Consider the following 17,866-nt stretch of genomic DNA (forward strand, 5'->3'; position numbering starts at 1 on the left):
CGCTCGCCCCGCGCGGACGCCTCCTGGACGACGTTGCCCAGCACGTAGTTGCCGCCGTGGCCGTTGACCACGACCAGCGCCTCGACGCCCGAGCGGCGCAGCGAGTCGGCGATGTCCCGCACCACCGCGTGCAGGGTCACCGAGGAGATGCTGACGGTCCCCGGCCAGGCAGCGTGCTCGTGCGAGCAGGCGACCGTCACCGGCGGAAGGAGGTGCACCGGGAACGCGGCGGCGATCTCCCGGGCGACGGCACAGGCGACCAGGGTGTCCGTCGCGAGCGGAAGGTAGGGGCCGTGCTGTTCGAAGCTCCCGACGGGAAGGACGGCGACCTGTGTTGAAACGCCCGCCCCCCTGGTCCGTACCTCTTCCGTAGTGTCCGCCGGCAACAGACCGTATGCCGCCGTATGCGCGCCCGAACCACTCATCTTTTCACGGCCTTTCGTCTCTGCTTAGGAATCAGATCATGACAGAAAACATCGGCGTACTCGGCACGAAGTCCCCACGGCGTTCGGGCGTGGAACGCGTCGTCAATGCACCGCTGCCCACCGTGTACGGGAAATTCCAGGCGGTCGGCTACCTGGACCACGACCGCGGTGACGAGCAAGTGGCCCTCGTCTACGGGGACATCGACAGCGACCGGGTGCTGACCCGGCTGCACTCGGAGTGCCTGACCGGGGACGCCTTCGGCTCCCAGCACTGCGAGTGCGGCGACCAACTGGCCGCGGCCCTGCGCGCGGTCGTTGCCGAAGGCAGCGGCATCGTCGTCTACCTGCGCGGGCACGAGGGCCGCGGCATCGGACTGCTCGCCAAGCTGCGCGCGATGGCCCTGCAGGCGGAGGGCCTGGACACCGTCGAGGCGAACCTCGCGCTCGGACTGCCCGTCGACGCCCGCGACTACGGCGTCGCCGCGGGCATCCTGCGCGACCTCGGGGTGAGTTCGGTACGCCTGATGTCCAACAACCCGCGCAAGCGAGAGTCCCTGGTACGGCACGGCATAGAGGTTGCCGAAACGGTCCCGCTGCTGATCGAGCCGTGCGAGAACAACATCACCTACCTGCGCACCAAGCGCGAGCGGCTGGACCACATCCTGCCGCACCTGGACGCGGTGGCGCACTGGTCCTGATTCACCGGGCGGCCTCCCGGAAAGGATCAGGTATCGACCGACAGGAGGCACACAGGTGAATCTCCGAGCCAGTGCCGTGATCATCGGCGGCGGGGTGATGGGCACCAGCATCGCCTACCATCTCGCGAGCGCGGGCGTCCGCGACATCGTCCTCGTCGAACGCGACGAGCTGGCCGCCGGATCCACTTCGAAGGCCGCGGGCGGGGTGCGCGCCCAGTTCTCCGACGAGCTCAACATCCAGCTGGGCGCGCGCAGCTTAGAGGCCTTCGCCCGCTTCGGGCAGGAGATCGGGTACGACATCGGGCTGCGCCGCGTCGGCTACCTCTTCCTCCTCTCCACCCCCGAGGAGGTCGCCTCCTTCGAGGCGGGCGTCCGGCTCCAGAACCACCTCGGCGTGCCCAGCCGGATGCTCACCCCGAAAGAGGCGGCCCGGCTCTCCCCGCTGATCGCCACCGACGGACTGCTGGCCGCCGCGTACTCCCCGGACGACGGCCACTGCACCCCCGAGTCCGTCGTGCACGGCTACGCGGCCGTCGCGCGCGCCCACGGCGCCCGGGTGCTGCGCCGCACCGAGGTCACCGGCATCGAGCGGGACGGCGCCCATGTCACCGCCGTCCACACCACCCTCGGCCGGATCGCGACCGACACGGTGATCTGCGCGGCCGGTCCCTGGTCCCGGGCGGTCGGCGCGATGGCCGGCGTCGACCTGCCGGTGCAGCCGCTGCGCCGCCAGATCGCGGTGACGGAGCCGGTGCCGGGACTGCCGCCGACGCTCCCGATGACGATCGACTTCACCACCAGCCTGTACTTCCACGCCGAGGGCCCCGGTCTGCTGCTCGGCATGTCCGACCCCGACGAGCGGCCCGGGTTCGCCACCGACAGCCACGACCGCTGGATCCCACGGCTGTACGCGGCGATGGAGCGGCGCGCCCCGGCCCTGCTCGACCTGCGCCGCACCGGCGGCTGGGCCGGCCTGTACGAGAACACCCCGGACCACAACGCGCTGATCGGCGAGGCGACCTCGGTCTCCCGGTTCCTGTACGCCACCGGGTTCTCCGGCCACGGCTTCTTACAGGGCCCGGCCGTCGGCGAGGTGATCCGCGACCTGTACCTGGGCCGCGCCCCCTTCCTCGACGTCCGCCCGTTGAGCGCCGACCGGTTCGCGGCCGACGCCCCACGCCCGGAGTCCAACCTGGTCTGAGCCCGGGCGCTCAGTCCTGGATCGACTCGTGGACCAGCCGGCGCAGCTCCGGGAAGACCTTCAGGGTCTTCGGGCGGACCTGGGTGTGGAACTGCACGGTCAGGTCGTGGGTGGGGTCGACCCAGAACGCGGTGGTGGCCGCTCCGGTCCAGCCGTAGACCCCGGGGCTGCTCGGGGAGAGGGTGCGGGCGGGGTCGATCACCACGGAGACGCCCAGGCCGAAGCCGAGGCCGTCGTTGCCGGGCTCCTGGTGGACGGGGGCGCCGAAGGCACGCAGGTCGGTGCCGCCGGGCAGGTTGTTGCTGGAGAGCAGGCCGACCGAGGCGGGGGAGAGGAGCCGGACGCCGTCCAGCTCGCCGCCCCGCCGCAGCATCTCCGTGAACCGGTGGTAGTCGTACGCCGTCGCCGCGAGGCCGCCGCTGCCCGACAGGAAGCGCGGACGGCCGCGCAACGGCAGCCCGGGGACCGGCTCGATGGCGCCGCCCTCCGTCTCGCCGTACAGCTCCGAGAGCCGGTCGGCCTGTTCGGGCACGATGTGCAGGCCCGCGTCCGGCATGCCGAGCGGGCGGAAGATCCGGTCCGCGAAGAACTCGTCGAGGCCCTTTCCGGAGACCACCTCGATGACCCGGCTGAGCACGTTGAAGCCCACCGAGTAGTTCCACCGGGTGCCCGGCTCGAACTGGAGCGGCATCCGGGCGTACACCGCCATCGTCTCCGCGAGGTTCGCGCCCGCCGGTACCGAGAACTCCAGGCCCGCCTCGCGGTAGAGGGCGTCCACGGGGTGCGTGTGGTAGAAGGCGAAGGTCAACCCGGCGGTGTGGGTGAGGAGATGGCGGATCAGGATCGGTCCGTCGGCCGGCCGGGTCACCGTGTCGGCGCCCGAACCCGACACGTACACCCGGGGTTCGGCGAACTCGGGCAGGAAGCGGTCGACCGGATCGTCCAGCGACAGCAGGCCCTCCTCCACCAGCAGCAGTATCGCGACCGCCGTGACCGGCTTGGTCATGGAGTAGACCCGCCAGATGGTGTCCGGTTCGACCGGCAGTCCCGCCGCGCGGTCGCGGTGGCCCTGCGTGGTGAGGTGGGCGACCCGGCCGCCGCGCGCCACGGCCACCAGGTAGCCGGGCAGGCGCCCTTCGTCGACGTAGTGGGCGAAGTGCTGGTCGAGGCGGTCCAGCGCCTTCACGTCCAGCCCGACCTCACTGGGGTCGACTTCCTGTCGCAGCTGTGCCATCGCTCTCCTCCGGTCGTGTCGTCCGCGGTGCGGTCCGACCTCGGACCTCATCGTCGCGCAGGAAGAGGGGAACGGTCCCGCTCAACCGCGTCCGGTGTGACGGACGCTATAGAAGATGTGCCCGGGAGCGGACGTACGAGCGCCACGCCGAACGCGGCCGAGAACGCCAGGACGAGCAGCGGTTGCACGGTTCCCGAGCCCAGCAGCGCGCCCGCCACGGCCACCCCGAGCGTCGGCCCGACGTTGAGCGCGGTCTGCTGCAGCCCGCCCGCCACCCCGGCCGATCCGGGGTCCGCCTGCCGTACGACGACCTGGGTCGCCGCCACCATCACCGTCCCGAATCCGGCGCCCAGCAGCGCGAATCCGCCGTACAGCGCGGGCGCGGCCGAGGGCCGGGTCAGCAGCAGGACGCCGAGTGCGAGGAGCGTCATGGCCGCCGCGGTGGTGCGGCGCGGGCCCAGGCGGCGCAGGAGTACGGGGCATCCGGCGGCGGACGCCACCATCAGTACCGCCAGCGGCAGGCTGCGCAGGGCACTGGCGAACGGGTCGAGGCCGAGGGTGCGCTGGAGGACGTACACGCCGACGAACAAGGTGCCGAACAGGGCCGCCGACGCGGCGACCAGGATGCCCAGGGCCGCCCGGACCGCGGGGGCTCCGATCACCCCGGGCGGCAGCAACGGGCTCGCCGTCCGCCGCTCGTGCCGGACGAACGCGGCCCCGGCGACCACGGCCGCTGCCAGGGTCACCGGAGTACCCGTGACCAGTCCGTGCACCAGTCCGGCCAGGGTCACCGCGAGCAGCACGGCACCCGGCACGTCCAGGGGCGTCCGGACCGCCGGTGTCCGCTCCCGCCCGGTCAGCGCGAGCACCCCGAAGACCGCCGTCGGCAGGACGTGCAGGAAGAACACCGCCCGCCAGCCCAGTCCGGTCACCAGCGCCCCGCCGGTCAACGGTCCCGCGGCGGCCGCCAGCCCGATGGCCGCGGTCCGTGCGGCGAGGGGCCCCGCCAGCCGGTCCGGCGGGTACGCGGTCCGCAGCATGCCGAGCGTGGCCGGTTGCAGCAGCGCCCCGAACACCCCCTGCACCACCCGCAGTCCGATCACCCAGCCGATCCCGGGCGCGAGCCCGATGCCCGCGGCGGCGGCGCCGAAGCCGAGCATCCCGAGCCCGAACATCCGCCGCTGCCCGTACCGGTCGCCGAGCCGCCCGGCGAACACCAGCAGGCTCGCCACCGCGATGAGATAGGCGGTACTGGTCCACTGCACCTCGGCGAAGGAGGCGCCCAACTCCCTTTGCAGGGTGGGCTGCGCGACGGTGAGGACGGTGCCGTCCAGTGCGACGACCACGGCGCCCGCGACACTGCTCGCCAGTGTCAGCCGACGGTTCACCGGCCGGCCTCCGGCCCGAGGTGCGCGTCCAGCGCGGAGCGCAGCAGCGGTCCGAGGTCGTCGGCGCCGGTGGCGAGCCGGAGGCTGCCCCAGGTCCACAGCTGGGCGATGCCGTGCAGGTTCGCCCACAGGGCGCCCGCGACGAGCCGCGCGTCCGCGCCGGGCCGGGCCCGGCCGACCAGGTCGGCGAGCAGCCCGAACAGCGGCAGGCTGGTCTCCCGCAGCCGCAAGCGGCCGCTCTCCAGCAGGTCGTGACGGAACATCAGCTCGTACATGCCCGTGTTGTCCCGGGCGAACTCCAGGTACACCCGGGCCAGTGCGGCGACTTGTGCGCCCGGTGCCGCCGTACCGTCGCCCAGCGCCTCCCGCGAGCGCGCGGCCAGTTCGGTGAAGCCCCGGCGTGCGATGGCCGAGAGCAGTTCGAGATGCGTGGGGAAGTAGCGGCGCGGTGCCCCGTGCGAGACCCCCGCGCGGCGGGCGATCTCCCGCAGGGTCAGCGCCTGGGCACCCTCGGCGGCCACCAGCTCCACGCCGACGTCGACCAGCCGGTTCCGCAGACTCGTGTCGGACTCTGTCATAGACACTGTCTACCAGGGGTGGGTAGACAGTGTCTACTCGCTTGGTCGCCGGGAATGCCCGACGGGCGCGGCGGGGTTGCACCAGGCATGACCCAGGACGCTCTTCTGAAGCTGCTCGCCGAAGGCCACGCCGGGGTGCTGGTCACCCTCAAGAGCGACGGCCGCCCCCAGCTGTCCAATGTCACCCACGCGTACTACCCGGACGAACGGACCGTGCGCGTCTCGGTCACGGACGACCGCGCGAAGACCCGCAACCTGCGCCGCGACCCCCGCGCCTCCTACCACGTCACCAGCGCCGACCGCTGGGCCTACACGGTCGCCGAGGGCACCGCCGACCTGTCGCCGGTCGCCCGGGACCCGTACGACGAGACCGTCGAGGAACTGGTCCGCCTCTACCGCGACGTTCAGGGCGAGCACCCCGACTGGGACGACTACCGCGCCGCGATGGTCCGCGACCGCCGCCTGGTGCTGCGGCTGCGCGTGGAGCGGGCGTACGGCATTCCGCGCGCCTGAGGCGAGGGTGCTTGCCGCCGGACCCTCACGGGGCTAGCCTCCGCGCGTGATCAATGGGGCACATGTGGTGATCTACACGCGCGACGCCGAGGCGGACCGCGCCTTCCTCCGGGACGTGCTGGGCTGGCCGCACGTCGACGTCGGACACGGCTGGCTCATCTTCCGGCTGCCGCAGGCCGAGGTGGCCTGCCACCCGGCCGACGGCGAACCGTCGCACGAACTGATGCTGATGTGCGACGACCTGGACGCAACGGTCGCCGAACTCACCGACAAGGGAGTGCAGTTCAGCCGACCCGTCCAGGTCGCGGCCTGGGGCCGGGTGACGGGCTTCCGGTTGCCGGGCGGAGGCGAGGTCGCCTTGTACGAGCCGCGTCACGAGCGCGCCTAGCCCCGCTCTCCTCCTGCACCCAGGCCTCCAGGCAGTGCGTGAACTCGGCCGCCTTGTCGGGCCAGTTGAAGTGGGCGAGGGCGGCTTCGCGGCCGCGCTGGGCGGCGGTGTGGCGCAGGATCGCGTCGTTGCCCAGCCGCCGTACGGCCTCCGCCGCCGCGCGCGGATCCTCGTACGGGACGACGAGACCGCAGCCGTGCTGCTCGACCATGGCCGCCGCCAGCGGAGTGGGCGTGGTGATGACGGGGACGCCGTGGGCCATGTACTCGACGACCTTGGTGGGCCGCGAATGGCGGTAGTTGGGCTGGTCGTGGAGGAGGGAGAGCCCGGCCAGGGCGCCGGGGAGCAGGGCGAGGGCGCGGTCGTTGGGCAGGAAGCCGTGCCAGCGCAGGACGCCGTCCCGGTCGGCCGCCGCGAGGGCCTCCCGGACGTCGGGGTCGGCCGCGCCGGCCACGTCGACGCGCACGCCGGGCCCCAGGTGCCGGGCCGTCTCGATGAGGTCGAGGGCGCCGCGGGCCCGCGACAGGTGGCCGACGTAGACGACGTGTTCGGTGCCCGGCGGTTCGGGTGCCAGGGCGGGTGCCGTCGTGTAGTTCGGGACCACCGGGTGGGTGCGGCGGAACCGCTCCTGGTAGGCGTCCTCGGCGAGCAGCAGCCGCAGATGGCGTTCCGCCAGCCGCTCGGCCGCCCGTACGCCCAGCCTGAGCGGCGGCCGCAGTGCCCTCGGCACCCAGCGTTTCATGGCGAGGGCCGCCGCGGTGTCCTCGTGGACGTCCCACACCACCACCGGTGCCGTTCCGGACCGCCGCCAGCGGCGCAGGGTGCCGGGCAGGGCCAGGAGCAGTTCCGGGTCGTGCAGGAGGATCACGTCCGCCTCGTGGCCGCGCCGGGCCAGCAGGGCGCGGGCCGCGCCCACCGCGCCGCGGCGGCTGCGGCCGGCCGCCCGGGGCAGGTCGATGCCTTCGAGGTCCGGGCGGGGGCGTACCTCGCGGGCCGAGAACGGCGCCGCGTACACGACCCGGTGCCCGCGGTCCCGGAGCGCACCGATCTGCCGGTGCAGGATGCGCGCGTCCTCGGGGTGGTGGACGACGGTGACGACGAGTATCCGCATCTGAGCGCCTTTCGACTCCGCGGCCCGGAAGCCCTTCGACTCCGGTCCGCGGAAGGGGAGTTGCCGCAGAGGTTGCCTAGAGCACCTCGACACCGGGCCGGAAGATCCGCCCCCGGGTGTCGAAGAGCAGGCGGGCCTCGTCGCCGAGGGCCGGGAGGTCGTAGGCGGAGTGGTCCTGGAGCAGGATCGTGAGGTCGTGCGAGCGCACCGCGGCCATGACGTCGGTGACCCGCGGCACGGCCTGGCCGTCCACGAACCAGGCGGGCACGAACGGGTCGTGGAAGACGAGCTCGGCCTCCCGCTCCCGCAGCAGCCGGGCCACCGGCACCGCCGGCGCCTCCCGCTGGTCGGCGACGTCCGGCTTGTAGGTGACGCCGAGCAGCAGCACCCGGGAGCCGTGCAGGGCGCGGCCCTCGTGGTTGAGCAGGTCCTGGACGCGCCGGACGACGTACTCCGGCATGTGCGCGTTGATCTCCCGGGCGAGTTCCACGAACCGGAACTCGTAGCCGATCGAACGCACCTTGTAGGAAAGGTAGTTGGGGTCGATCGGGATGCAGTGCCCGCCCACCCCGGCGCTCGGCCTGAAGGCCTGGAAGCCGAAGGGTTTCGTCCCGGCGCAGCGGATCGCGTCCCACACGTCGACCCGCAACTCCCGGCACAGGATCGCCAGTTCGTTGACCAGGGCGATGTTGACGTGCCGGTAGGTGTTCTCCAGGAGCTTGGCCATCTCGGCTTCCCGGGTGCCCTTGGCCTGGACGACGGTGTCGACGAGCTTGCCGTAGAAGGCCGCCGCGCGTGCCGCGCACGCCGGGGTGCAGCCGCCGACCACCTTCGGTGTCTCGCGCAGCCCGTGGGTGGTGTTGCCCGGGTCGATGCGCTCGGGTGAGAAGGCCAGCGCGAAGTCCTCGCCGGCCCGCAGCCCCGACTGCTCCAGGAGCGGCTTGACGATTTCCTCGGTGGTGCCCGGGTAGGTCGTCGACTCCAGGACGACGAGCCGTCCGCGGCGCAGCCTGCCCGCCACCGCCGTCGCGGCGGAGGTCACCGCGCGCAGGTCGGGGCCGCCGTCCTCGCTGAGCGGGGTCGGCACACAGATCACGATGGTCTGGGCACGGGCGAGACAGGCGTCGTCCGTGTACGCGGTGAACCCGGCCGCCCGCATCCGCGCGACGTCCTCGTCGGACACGTCGTCGACATGGGAGTGCCCGGCGTTGAGGCCCTCGACGACCCGTGGGTCGAGGTCGAGCCCCGCCACTCGCAGACCGACCGCCGACGCCTCCCGCGCGAGCGGGAGCCCGACGTAACCGAGCCCGATGACGGCCAGTTCGAAGCCGTCGAGCTGTTCCTCATCCCCGAGCGATTCGCTCGATTCCCCGAGCGGTACGGCCTTTTCGACCTGCATAGGGATTCACTCCGCCCTCAACGGCAGCTGCCGTATGGATCCGAAGGGCCCGGACGGTGCCGGCTCCGGGCAAGGGGCCTCAGACACATCCAAGAGCGCGATACGCCTCTCGGGTCGTGGCAGCGGCCCTTTTCCAGGTGCGTTCACGCGCTACCAGCGCGCGGGCGGATGCTCCCCATTCATGCCGCCGTTTTCGACTGTAGAGCAATACTTCGAGAGCTTCTGCCCAAGCCTGCGGGGATTCAGGAGGGATTAGCCGGCCGTTAACCTCGGGTTCCACCAGTTCTCGTAGGGCTGTGAGATCACTGGCCGCCACGGGAAGACCGCTCGCCATCGCTTCGACCGGCTTGAGTGGGGTGACCAGATGGCAGACCCGTTCGTCGGTGCGCGGCACCGCGAAGACGTCCAGAACAGCGTGGTAGGAGCGCACTTGGTGGTGCGGTACCCGCCCCGTGAAGAGCGCGACGCCGTTGCCGAGCCCGAGCCGTTCGGCCAGCGCCTCGAGCGCCGCGCGCTCGGGTCCCTCGCCCACGATCAGCAGCCGCAGCGGAACCCCTCGGCGGCGCAGCTCGGCACCCGCATGGAGCAATGTGCCGATTCCCTCGTGTGGAGTAAGGCTGCTCACGGTGCCCACCACATAGTCGTCCGCCGCGATGCCGAGCCGGGCGCGCAGCTGCGCCCCGTCCGGCGGCGGGGCGAGGAAGGCGTCGTCCACCGCGTTGGGCACGATCAGCACCCGCTCCTCGGGCACCCCGCGGCCCACGATCTCGGCCTTCATCGCCGAACCCAGCGTCAGCACCAGATCGGCCCGGCGCATGCAGTACGTCTCCAGGGCGCGCCGGGCCCGATACGTCCCGTCGTCCGGGCTGCGGCCCGCCGCCTGGGTCAGCCAGGTCTCCTCCAGGAAGCCCCGCACCTCGTAGACCACGGGCAGCCCGTAGGTCTCGCGCAGCGCCAGCGCCACCCGCCCGTTGCCGTGGTCGGTGGCCGCGTGCAGCACCGCCGGCCGCAGCCGCTCCACCAGCCGCCCGGCCAGCTCGGCGTTGCGGGCGAGCACCGCACCCTGCCCGTACGGCAGCACGGCCGGCAGCAGCCGGTGCTGCGGCACCCCGTTCACGATCTGCACCGGGCGGGCGTCGAGCACGCCCTGCGCCACCGGGAACCCGATCCGGGTCACCACGTGCGGATCGAGCCCGGCCGCGCGCTGGGCCTCGGCGAGGGCCTGGGTGCGCACGGTGTAGCCGGCGTGTTTGAACGGCAGCGAGTTGGTGACCAGGTGGAGCACCCGGCCGGGTTCGGGCCGCACCGCCCGCCCGGCGGGTGCCGGGACCGGGGCGGCGGACGGCGTGGCGGCCGGTCCGGCCGCGCGGGCCCGTGCGGCGAGCCGCTTCTCGACGGGCTTCAGCCCGCGCCGCACCCGCCCCGGCAGCAGCCGTGCACCGAGCAGCGCGGCCCGGGCGGGATCGTGCCGCAACTCGCCCCATGCGACGGATGCGGCCAAGCTGATGGCAAGGGGAAGACGGAAAACGCGACCCGGCAGATGCCGGAACGGACGTCGGGCCATGTCGCCACCGTAGGCCGACAGAGCGGAGAACGTACGACATGAACGGCCGCGTACTCCATGTCGTAGGCACCAGGCCGAACTTCGTGAAGGCCGCGCCCGTCGTCGACGCCCTGCGCGCGACCGGGCACGACCAGGTCCTGGTGCACACGGGTCAGCACTACGACGAACGGATGTCGCACGTCTTCTTCCGGGAGCTGGGCCTGCCCGCCCCCGACACCGACCTCGGCGTCGGCTCCGGCAGCCACGCCAGGCAGACCGCCGACCTGCTGGTGGCCCTGGAGGGCGAACTGCTCGCCCGGGCTCCGGCCCTGGTCGTCGTGTACGGCGACGTGAACTCCACCCTGGCCGCGGCCCTGGTCGCCGCCAAGCTCGGTATCCCGGTGGCCCATGTCGAGGCCGGGCTGCGCAGCTTCGACATGGCGATGCCGGAGGAGGTCAACCGGCGGCTGGTCGACCAGCTGGCCGAGCTGCTCTTCGTCACCAGCCCGGAAGCCGTCGGCCACCTCGCCCGCGAGGGCGCCGACCCGGCCCGGGTGCATTTTGTCGGCAACCCCATGATCGACACCCTGCTCACCCATCTGGAGTATTTCGACCCGGACGCCGCCCGCACCGCCCGCGGACTGCCCGAGCGGTACGGCGTGGTCACCCTGCACCGCCCGGCCAACGTCGACGACCCCGAGGCGGCCGCGGCCGCCGCCCACGCCCTCACCGAGGCCGCGACCCACCTCGACCTCGCCGTCCCCCTGCACCCGCGCGGCCGGGACGCGCTGCGCAGGGCGGGCCTCGCCGACGCACCCGGCATCCACCTCCTCGAACCGCTCGGCTACGTCGAGTTCATGGGCCTGGTCCGCGGGGCCGCCGCCGTGATCACCGACTCGGGCGGGGTCCAGGAGGAGACCACCGTGCTCGGCGTCCCCTGCCTGACCCTGCGCACCACGACCGAACGCCCCGTCACCGTCACCCACGGCACCAACCGTCTGGTCCGGCACGGCGAACTCGTGCCCGCCCTGCGCAAGATCCTGGACGGCCAGGCACCCGCCCACCCGGAAGGGCCGCCGCTGTGGGACGGCAAGGCGGGCCCCCGGATCGCCCGTGTACTCACCGAGTGGCTGGAGCGCCATGACTGAGGCCACCCGCACCTACGACGCCCCCCGCACCTACTGGGACACCCGGCACCGCGAACGCGACGACCTCGCCTCCGGCGGCCACATCGGCCTGGACCGGCCCGGCAACGAGATCTTCTACGCCGTCCGGCTCGGCCAGCTCCTCACCCTGATCGGCGACCTGTCCAGCCCGGCGTCCCCGCTGTTCGTGCTCGACGCGGGCTGCGGCAAAGGGCACTTCGCCCGCTCCCTCGCCCGCTGCGGCCACCATGTCGACGCCTTCGACGCCAGCGAGGCGGCCGTCACGCACGCCCGCGCCGAGGGCGGCGGCCCCCGCTACTCCCTCTCCGCCCTCGACGAGTGGCGCAGCCCCTGGCTCTACGACGTCGTGCTCTGCGTGGACGTCCTCTTCCACGTCCTGGACGACGCGGAGTGGGCGGCGGGCCTGCGCAACCTCGCCTCCCTAGTCCGGATCACCGGCCGGCTGATCGTCACCGACGAGAACGCGCGGGAACCCGTCCCGCGCGGCGACTACATCCTGCACCGCCCCACCGCCGCCTACCGCGAGGAACTCGAGCCCCTGGGCCTGAGCCACACCCTCTTCCGGCCCTACGGCTTCCGCGAGAACCGGGTCGGCTTCCATGTCTTTACGAGGACCCGCTGATGCGTCTGACCGATCTGCTCCACCCGCACCTGGACGAGGTCACCTCCGTCGTGGACGCGACGAGCGGCAGCCTCCGTCTGGACCCGTATCTGCACCTCCCGCCGGGCGTCGCCCCCACCCGCCACGAACAGCCGGTCGGCGAAGGGGAGTTGATACTCCTCTGCTACGGTCCCGACCCCGCCCTGCACGGCGACGAGGCGGACTGTCTCGGCGCACTGGAACGCATGCGGCCCGGCGGCCGGGGACTGATCGTCTTCGGCCACCCCGGGACCGACCTGCCCTACCACCGCCTCCTCGACGCCCTGGTGGCCCACCGCTGCCAGGTGCTGCACGCCGCCGCGCTCGGCTACACGCATCTGCACGCCGGCGCGGTGTTCGCGTGCACCGAGGAACTCCTGCCGCCCCACGACTGGTTCGGCCGCCCGCTGCCCGCCGACGGCTTCGCCACCGCCCTCAGGATCGCCGACGAGTACGTCCTCGCGGACTTCGTCTCCCGCTCCCAGCGCGCCCGCCTGATCGACCTGGAGCGCGCCGCCGAGGAGAGTGCCCGCGCCCTGGAGAACGCCCGCGAGGACGGTCTCGCCGAGCGCCTGGCCGCCGCCGTACGCGACAAGGACCAGCTGGCGGCCGCCCTGCGCGGGGCCCGCGACCGGGTCGGCGTCCTCGAATCCCGGGTGGCCATGCTGGAGGGCTCCACCTCGCTGCGGGTGGGCAAGGCCCTGGTGTCGGCGGCCCGGTCGCCCAAGCGCCGCGCGGCGCGACTGCCCGGGGAGCTGTACGGGCTGTGGCGGCAGCGGAAGGACAAGGGCCGGGCGGCCGGCTCCCCGGGCCCCGTCCCGGCAGCGGAGGCACGGGCCGACGACCGCTTCCATCTCTCCCACCGCGCCCTGTCCGTGGCACCCCGGGACCGGCTGGTGATCACCGGCGTGCTGACCGACCGCACCGCCGCGGACTTCGCCGCGGACGCCGTGGTCAGCCGGGTCCTGCCGCACGACGGACGGCTGCTGGTCGAGCGCACCGACCCGGACGTCTTCCTCGTCCAGCTCACCGCGTGCACGGACGAGTACGGCCCCTGGTCGCTCACGGGCACCGCACTCGCCCCCGACCTGGACCGCGGACTCGCCGAACTGATCGGCCAGGCAAGGGCGTCGGGCCGCAAGGCCGTGCTGTGGCGGGACGGCCCGGCGTCGGCCGCCCCCGGGCTGTCCGCACTCCCGTGGGACGCCGTCCTCGACGGCGACACCGGCGTACGGCTCGCCCGCCTCGACCCCGTCACCGACGGCCGGGACCGGATCCGGGACGCCTTCCAGCAGGACAGCACCCGGGTACGGCTGGCCCGCCTCGCCGAACTGGCCGCCGCCCCCGACCCGTTGGACGCCCGCCGGATCGCCGTGCTCGCCGCGCCCCGGGACGCGACCGACGTGGCCCGGCTCGTCGCCCAGGCGCTCGGCCAGCTGCACCGGCCGGCCGAGGTGGTCGTCGCCGACCCCGCCGGGCTCGCCCTCGACGAACTCACCGCCGCCTCGGTCACCGTCCACTCCGGACCGCCCACCGCACCCTGGGTCGCCGACTGGACCGACCTCACCGAGGACCGCCCGGACACCCTGCTGCTCGACCTGCTCTGCGCCCAGGAGTTCTCCGGCGCCGACGCGGTGGGCCACACCCCCGCCGCCGACGACTACGCCTTCGTACCGGCCCTGACACCGCTGCTCGTCCGACGGTCCCTCGTCGGCTCCGGGACCCCGCCGGAGACCTGGTCGCGTGCCGGGCACCGCCTGTTCGCCGTGCGTGGAAAGGAGCCGTCATGACCCGCACCCTCCGGGCGCTCGTCTACGGCGACGTCGACCTCAACCTCATCGACGGCTCCGCCGTCTGGGCCCAGTCGACGGTGCAGGCCCTGTCCCGCGCGGGCTGCCGGACCCGCCTCGTCCTCAAGGCCCCCGTGGCGACGGGCCGGCTGACCGACCCGCTGGCCGGGCTGCCCGGGGTCACGGTGGTGCGCCCGTACGAGGAGCACCTCGTCCCCGGCCAGGGCGCGCACCCGCTCTCGCCCTTCCAGGCCTCGCAGCTGCTCACCCGCCTCGACGAGGAGGAGCCCTGCGACCTGCTGGTGCTGCGCGGCCTCCGGCTGGTCCGGCAGGTCGTCGCCGACGGCGCCTTCGAGGGCCGGATCTGGGCCTACCTCACCGACATCCCGCAGTCCCCGGCCGAGATGACCGAGGAGGCCCGCACCGACCTCGCCCGCATCGCCACCGCGTCACGGCAACTCCTCTGCCAGACCGAGGAGTTGCGCTGCTTCCTGGAGGCCTGGGTGCCGGAGGCCTGCGGCCGGTCCGTGCTCAGCCCGCCCGCGGTGCCCGAACCCGGCTTCCCGGTCCCCGAACGGAACGGCCCGCACGATCCCCTGCGCCTCGTCTACACCGGCAAGTTCGCGCCCCGCTGGAACACCCTGCCCATGACCCGGCTGCCCGCGCTGCTCGCCGAACGCGGGGTCCGGACCGAACTCCACGCCGTCGGCGACAAGATCCACAAGGATGCCGCCCACCCCGGCTTCGAGACCGCCATGGCCGAGGCGCTGCGCACCACCCCCGAGGTCGTCCACCACGGCGGTGTGCCGCGCGAGGAGGCCATGCGCATCGCCGCCGACTGCGACCTCGGCCTCGGCTGGCGCGCCGCCTCCCTCGACGCCAGTCTCGAACTCTCCACCAAGGTCCTGGAGTTCGGCTCCCTCGGCCTGCCCGTCGTACTCAACCGCACCCCGGCGCACGAGGCGCTGCTCGGCAGCGACTACCCGCTGTTCGTGCCGGGCGCCGCGACCCTCTCCGACGCGGCGGACGCCGTCTCCGTGGCCGTACACGACCCCGGGGCCAGGCAGCTCGCCGCCGACCGGTGCGCGGCGGCAGCCCGGCAGTACACCATGGAGGCCGCGGCGACCCGCTGGCGCGCCCACCTCGACCGCGCCTTCCCCTCCGCACCCGCCGCCGTCACCGGCCGCGCCCGTCCCCTGCGGATCGGGGTCGCGGGCCACGACCTGAAGTTCCTCACCCGGCTGCTCGACCACCTCCGCGCGCTGCCCGGCCTGGAGGTCCGGGTCGACGCCTGGCCCGCACTCGCCCGGCACGACCCGGCCGTCGGCCGGGAACTCGCCGGCTGGGCCGATGTGGTGGTCGTCGAGTGGTGCGGCCCGGCGGCCGTCTGGTACAGCCGCCACAAACGGCGCGGCAGCAGGCTCGTCGTGCGCCTGCACCGCTTCGAACTCGACGCCGGCTATCCCCGGCAGGTCGACATCGACGCCGTCGACCGGGTGGTGTGCGTCAGCCCCTACTACGCCCGCAGCACCCACGAGCGCACCGGCTGGCCCGCCTCGAAGATCACCACGATCGGGAACTGGGTCGACGTCGACCAGCTCGACCGCCCCAAGGCGCCCGGCGCCCGGCACCGCCTGGGCATGATCGGCATCGCGCCCAGCCGCAAGCGCCTCGACCTCGGCCTCGACGTCCTGGAAGCGCTGCGCGCCCACGACCGGCGCTGGCACCTCTCGGTCAAGTCCAAGCCGCCGTGGGAGTACTGGTGGATCTGGGACAAGCCCGAGGAGCGCGCGCACTACGAGGAGATCCTGCGCCGGATGCAGACCTCACCGCTGCTCGAAGGGGCCGTCGTCTTCGACCGGTTCGGACCCGACGTGCCCAACTGGCTGCGCCGCATCGGCCATGTCCTGTCCACCAGCGACGACGAGAGCTTCCACCTCGCCCCGGCCGAGGGCATGGCCTCCGGCGCCGTACCCGCGCTGCTGCCGTGGCCGGGCGCGGACGAGATCTACGACCGGCGGTGGATCCACGACACCCCGCAGGCGATGGCCGAGGCGATCGCCGGGCTCGCCGACCAGGAGGACTGGCAGGCCGCCGGCGAAGCCGCCCGCGACCAGGTGCGGGCGGGATTCTCACTGGAGCGGGTCGCGCGGGACTGGACGGAGCTGCTGGTGTCCGGCTGACGTGACCGGGTGAGGTGTCCGGGCGATGTGCCCGGCGGACGCACGGAGCCCCCGGAGCCAACGGACGGCTCCGGGGGATCTGCGTGCAGGGCTCAGGCCGTCACCGTCTCCGGCCGCGTCGCCTCCGACCCCGCCCGCTCGCCGAGCAGCTCGGTCGGTACGGCGTGGGTCTCGCGGGCCGACAGCGCGGCGATCACCGGCGGCACGCACAGCGCCGCCGTGAACAGGGCCACCGCCGACCAGTCGTCGCCGCCCGGACCCGCGATCTGCGCCGCGAAGGTCACCGCGAACCCGGCCACCGCGAAGCCGATCTGGGTGCCGATCGCCATGCCGGACAGCCGGACCCGGGTCGAGAACATCTCGCCGTAGAAGGACGGCCACACCCCGTTCGCCGCGCTGTAGACGACACCGAACGCGACGACGCCGAGGATCATGATCAGCGGGTAGGAGCCGGTGGAGATCGCCCACAGGTAGCCGAACATCGCCACCGCGCTGCCCACCGCGCCGATCAGGTACACCGGGCGCCGGCCGATCCGGTCCGACAGCGTCGCCCACGCGGGGATCGTACCCAGCGCCACCAGGTTCGCCAGCGCGCCCACCCACAGCATCGACGTCTTGGACATGCCGACCGCGTCGCTCGTCGCGTACGCCAGCGCCCACACCGTGAAGATCGTGCTCACCGAGGCGATCAGCGCACCGCCGATCACCCGCAGCACATCCGCCCAGTGGTGCCGCACCAGCGTCACCAGCGGCAGCCGTTCGACACCCTCGCCCGCCGCCTGCCGGGCGAAGGCCGGGGTCTCCTGGAGTTTGCGCCGGATCACCCAGCCGACCACCGCGACCACGACACTCAGCCAGAACGGCACCCGCCAGCCCCAGGACAGCAGCTGGTCCTCGGGCAGCTGGGCGACCGCGAGGAAGACGAGGGTCGCGATCAGCTGACCGCCCTGGGTGCCGCCGAGCGTGAAGCTGGTGAAGAAACCGCGCCGGTCCGGCGGCGCGTGCTCCAGACTCATCGAACTGGCGCTGGCCTGCTCACCGGCCGCCGAGATGCCCTGCAGTACCCGGCACAGCACCAGCAGCACCGGGGCGAGCCCGCCCACCTGGGCACGGGTCGGCAGACAGCCGATCAGGAACGTCGACAGGCCCATCAGCAGCAGCGTGAAGACCATGATCTTCTTACGGCCGACCCGGTCGCCGAAGTGCCCGAGGAACAGCGCGCCGACCGGCCGGGCCGCGTAGGCGACACCGAACGTGGCCAGGGACAGCAGGGTCGCGGTGGCCGGGTCCGAATCGTCGAAGAAGACCTTCGGGAAGATCAGCGCGGCCGCGCTGCCGTAGATGAAGAAGTCGTAGTACTCCAGGGCGCTGCCGATCCAGGCGGCCAGGGCGGCCTTCTTCGGCTGGCCGCCGGGTGGTACCTCGGTGGCGGCGGACTGGGCGGGGACGGACACGGCGGTGCTCCTTCGGGGGACTCCAACGTAAGCGGAGTGAGCGGCGGGGGAGAAGGCCGGAGCCCAGGGATGACGGGTCGGCGGGCCAGTGGGCGGGTGCTAATTAACCCACTGGGTAGTTAGTCGCGATGGGTACGGATGTTGCGCTCGCGTTT

The 17,866-nt window shown here is 73.1% G+C and carries 16 protein-coding genes; 8 read left to right on the forward strand and 8 right to left on the reverse strand.

Annotation, left to right across the window (positions count from 1 at the left end):
• A partial coding sequence (locus AB0D85_RS12920; protein WP_362318042.1) for a creatininase family protein occupies positions 1-425 on the reverse strand: 425 nt, incomplete at its 3' end.
• A gap of 38 nt (positions 426-463) precedes the next feature.
• Here AB0D85_RS12920 and ribA point away from each other — a divergent pair.
• Both ribA and AB0D85_RS12930 read left to right on the forward strand, forming a co-directional pair.
• The gene (gene ribA, locus AB0D85_RS12925; RefSeq protein WP_362318045.1) at positions 464-1,123 is read left to right on the forward strand and encodes a GTP cyclohydrolase II; all 660 of its coding nucleotides are present in this window, start codon (positions 464-466) and stop codon (positions 1,121-1,123) included.
• Between the two features lie 55 nt (positions 1,124-1,178).
• Positions 1,179-2,324 carry an FAD-binding oxidoreductase gene (locus tag AB0D85_RS12930; RefSeq protein ID WP_362318048.1) on the forward strand — a complete coding sequence of 382 codons (1,146 nt, stop codon included), beginning with the start codon at positions 1,179-1,181 and terminating at the stop codon, positions 2,322-2,324.
• Positions 2,325-2,334: 10 nt separating this feature from the next.
• Here the strand turns inward: AB0D85_RS12930 and AB0D85_RS12935 are convergent, their stop codons facing one another.
• The 3 genes from AB0D85_RS12935 to AB0D85_RS12945 are packed head-to-tail and all read right to left on the reverse strand — an operon-like array spanning position 2,335 to position 5,524.
• The gene (locus tag AB0D85_RS12935; RefSeq protein ID WP_362318051.1) at positions 2,335-3,558 is read right to left on the reverse strand and encodes a serine hydrolase domain-containing protein; all 1,224 of its coding nucleotides are present in this window, start codon (positions 3,556-3,558) and stop codon (positions 2,335-2,337) included.
• Positions 3,559-3,605: 47 nt separating this feature from the next.
• Positions 3,606-4,946, reverse strand: coding sequence for an MFS transporter (locus AB0D85_RS12940; RefSeq protein WP_362318054.1), 1,341 nt, complete (start codon positions 4,944-4,946; stop codon positions 3,606-3,608).
• Positions 4,943-5,524 carry a TetR/AcrR family transcriptional regulator gene (locus tag AB0D85_RS12945; protein WP_362318057.1) on the reverse strand — a complete coding sequence of 194 codons (582 nt, stop codon included), beginning with the start codon at positions 5,522-5,524 and terminating at the stop codon, positions 4,943-4,945. The genes AB0D85_RS12940 and AB0D85_RS12945 overlap by 4 nt, the downstream gene beginning before the upstream one ends.
• Positions 5,525-5,611: 87 nt before the next feature.
• Here AB0D85_RS12945 and AB0D85_RS12950 point away from each other — a divergent pair, with 87 nt between their 5' ends.
• Positions 5,612-6,037, forward strand: a complete 426-nt coding sequence (locus tag AB0D85_RS12950) for a PPOX class F420-dependent oxidoreductase (RefSeq protein ID WP_362318060.1) — start codon at positions 5,612-5,614, stop codon at positions 6,035-6,037.
• 46 nt (positions 6,038-6,083) lie between these two features.
• Positions 6,084-6,425, forward strand: a complete 342-nt coding sequence (locus AB0D85_RS12955; RefSeq protein WP_362318062.1) for a VOC family protein — start codon at positions 6,084-6,086, stop codon at positions 6,423-6,425.
• On the opposite strand, the gene AB0D85_RS12960 is transcribed toward AB0D85_RS12955, so the two are convergent.
• From AB0D85_RS12960 to AB0D85_RS12970, 3 genes are all read right to left on the reverse strand, one after another.
• Complete coding sequence (locus AB0D85_RS12960) at positions 6,322-7,536, reverse strand: glycosyltransferase (RefSeq protein WP_362318065.1); 1,215 nt, start codon at positions 7,534-7,536, stop codon at positions 6,322-6,324. The genes AB0D85_RS12955 and AB0D85_RS12960 overlap by 104 nt on opposite strands.
• 76 nt (positions 7,537-7,612) lie before the next feature.
• Positions 7,613-8,935 (reverse strand): nucleotide sugar dehydrogenase, encoded by a 1,323-nt coding sequence (locus AB0D85_RS12965; RefSeq protein WP_362318067.1) that lies wholly within the window; start codon positions 8,933-8,935, stop codon positions 7,613-7,615.
• A 79-nt stretch (positions 8,936-9,014) separates the two neighbouring features.
• Entirely contained in the window at positions 9,015-10,436 is a 1,422-nt protein-coding gene (locus AB0D85_RS12970; RefSeq protein ID WP_362318070.1) for a glycosyltransferase family 4 protein, read from the reverse strand.
• Positions 10,437-10,537: 101 nt separating this feature from the next.
• Between AB0D85_RS12970 and wecB the strand changes: the two genes are divergently transcribed.
• The 4 genes from wecB to AB0D85_RS12990 are packed head-to-tail and all read left to right on the forward strand — an operon-like array spanning position 10,538 to position 16,257.
• Positions 10,538-11,626 (forward strand): UDP-N-acetylglucosamine 2-epimerase (non-hydrolyzing), encoded by a 1,089-nt coding sequence (gene wecB / locus AB0D85_RS12975; RefSeq protein ID WP_362318073.1) that lies wholly within the window; start codon positions 10,538-10,540, stop codon positions 11,624-11,626.
• Complete coding sequence (locus AB0D85_RS12980; RefSeq protein ID WP_362318075.1) at positions 11,619-12,266, forward strand: methyltransferase domain-containing protein; 648 nt, start codon at positions 11,619-11,621, stop codon at positions 12,264-12,266. Before wecB ends, AB0D85_RS12980 begins: the two co-directional genes overlap by 8 nt.
• A complete protein-coding gene (locus tag AB0D85_RS12985) occupies positions 12,266-14,074 on the forward strand; it encodes a hypothetical protein (RefSeq protein ID WP_362318078.1) in 1,809 nt (602 codons plus the stop codon). Before AB0D85_RS12980 ends, AB0D85_RS12985 begins: the two co-directional genes overlap by 1 nt.
• Positions 14,071-16,257: a glycosyltransferase gene (locus AB0D85_RS12990; protein WP_362318081.1), complete on the forward strand. Its 2,187-nt coding sequence runs from the start codon at positions 14,071-14,073 to the stop codon at positions 16,255-16,257. Before AB0D85_RS12985 ends, AB0D85_RS12990 begins: the two co-directional genes overlap by 4 nt.
• A 92-nt stretch (positions 16,258-16,349) precedes the next feature.
• Here the strand turns inward: AB0D85_RS12990 and AB0D85_RS12995 are convergent, their stop codons facing one another.
• On the reverse strand, positions 16,350-17,711 hold the full coding sequence (locus AB0D85_RS12995) for an MFS transporter (RefSeq protein ID WP_362318084.1): 1,362 nt from the start codon (positions 17,709-17,711) through the stop codon (positions 16,350-16,352).
• Between the last annotated feature and the right edge of the window lie 155 nt (positions 17,712-17,866).

This window comes from Streptomyces sp. NPDC048277 (assembly GCF_040652235.1).
Taxonomy (GTDB): domain Bacteria; phylum Actinomycetota; class Actinomycetes; order Streptomycetales; family Streptomycetaceae; genus Streptomyces.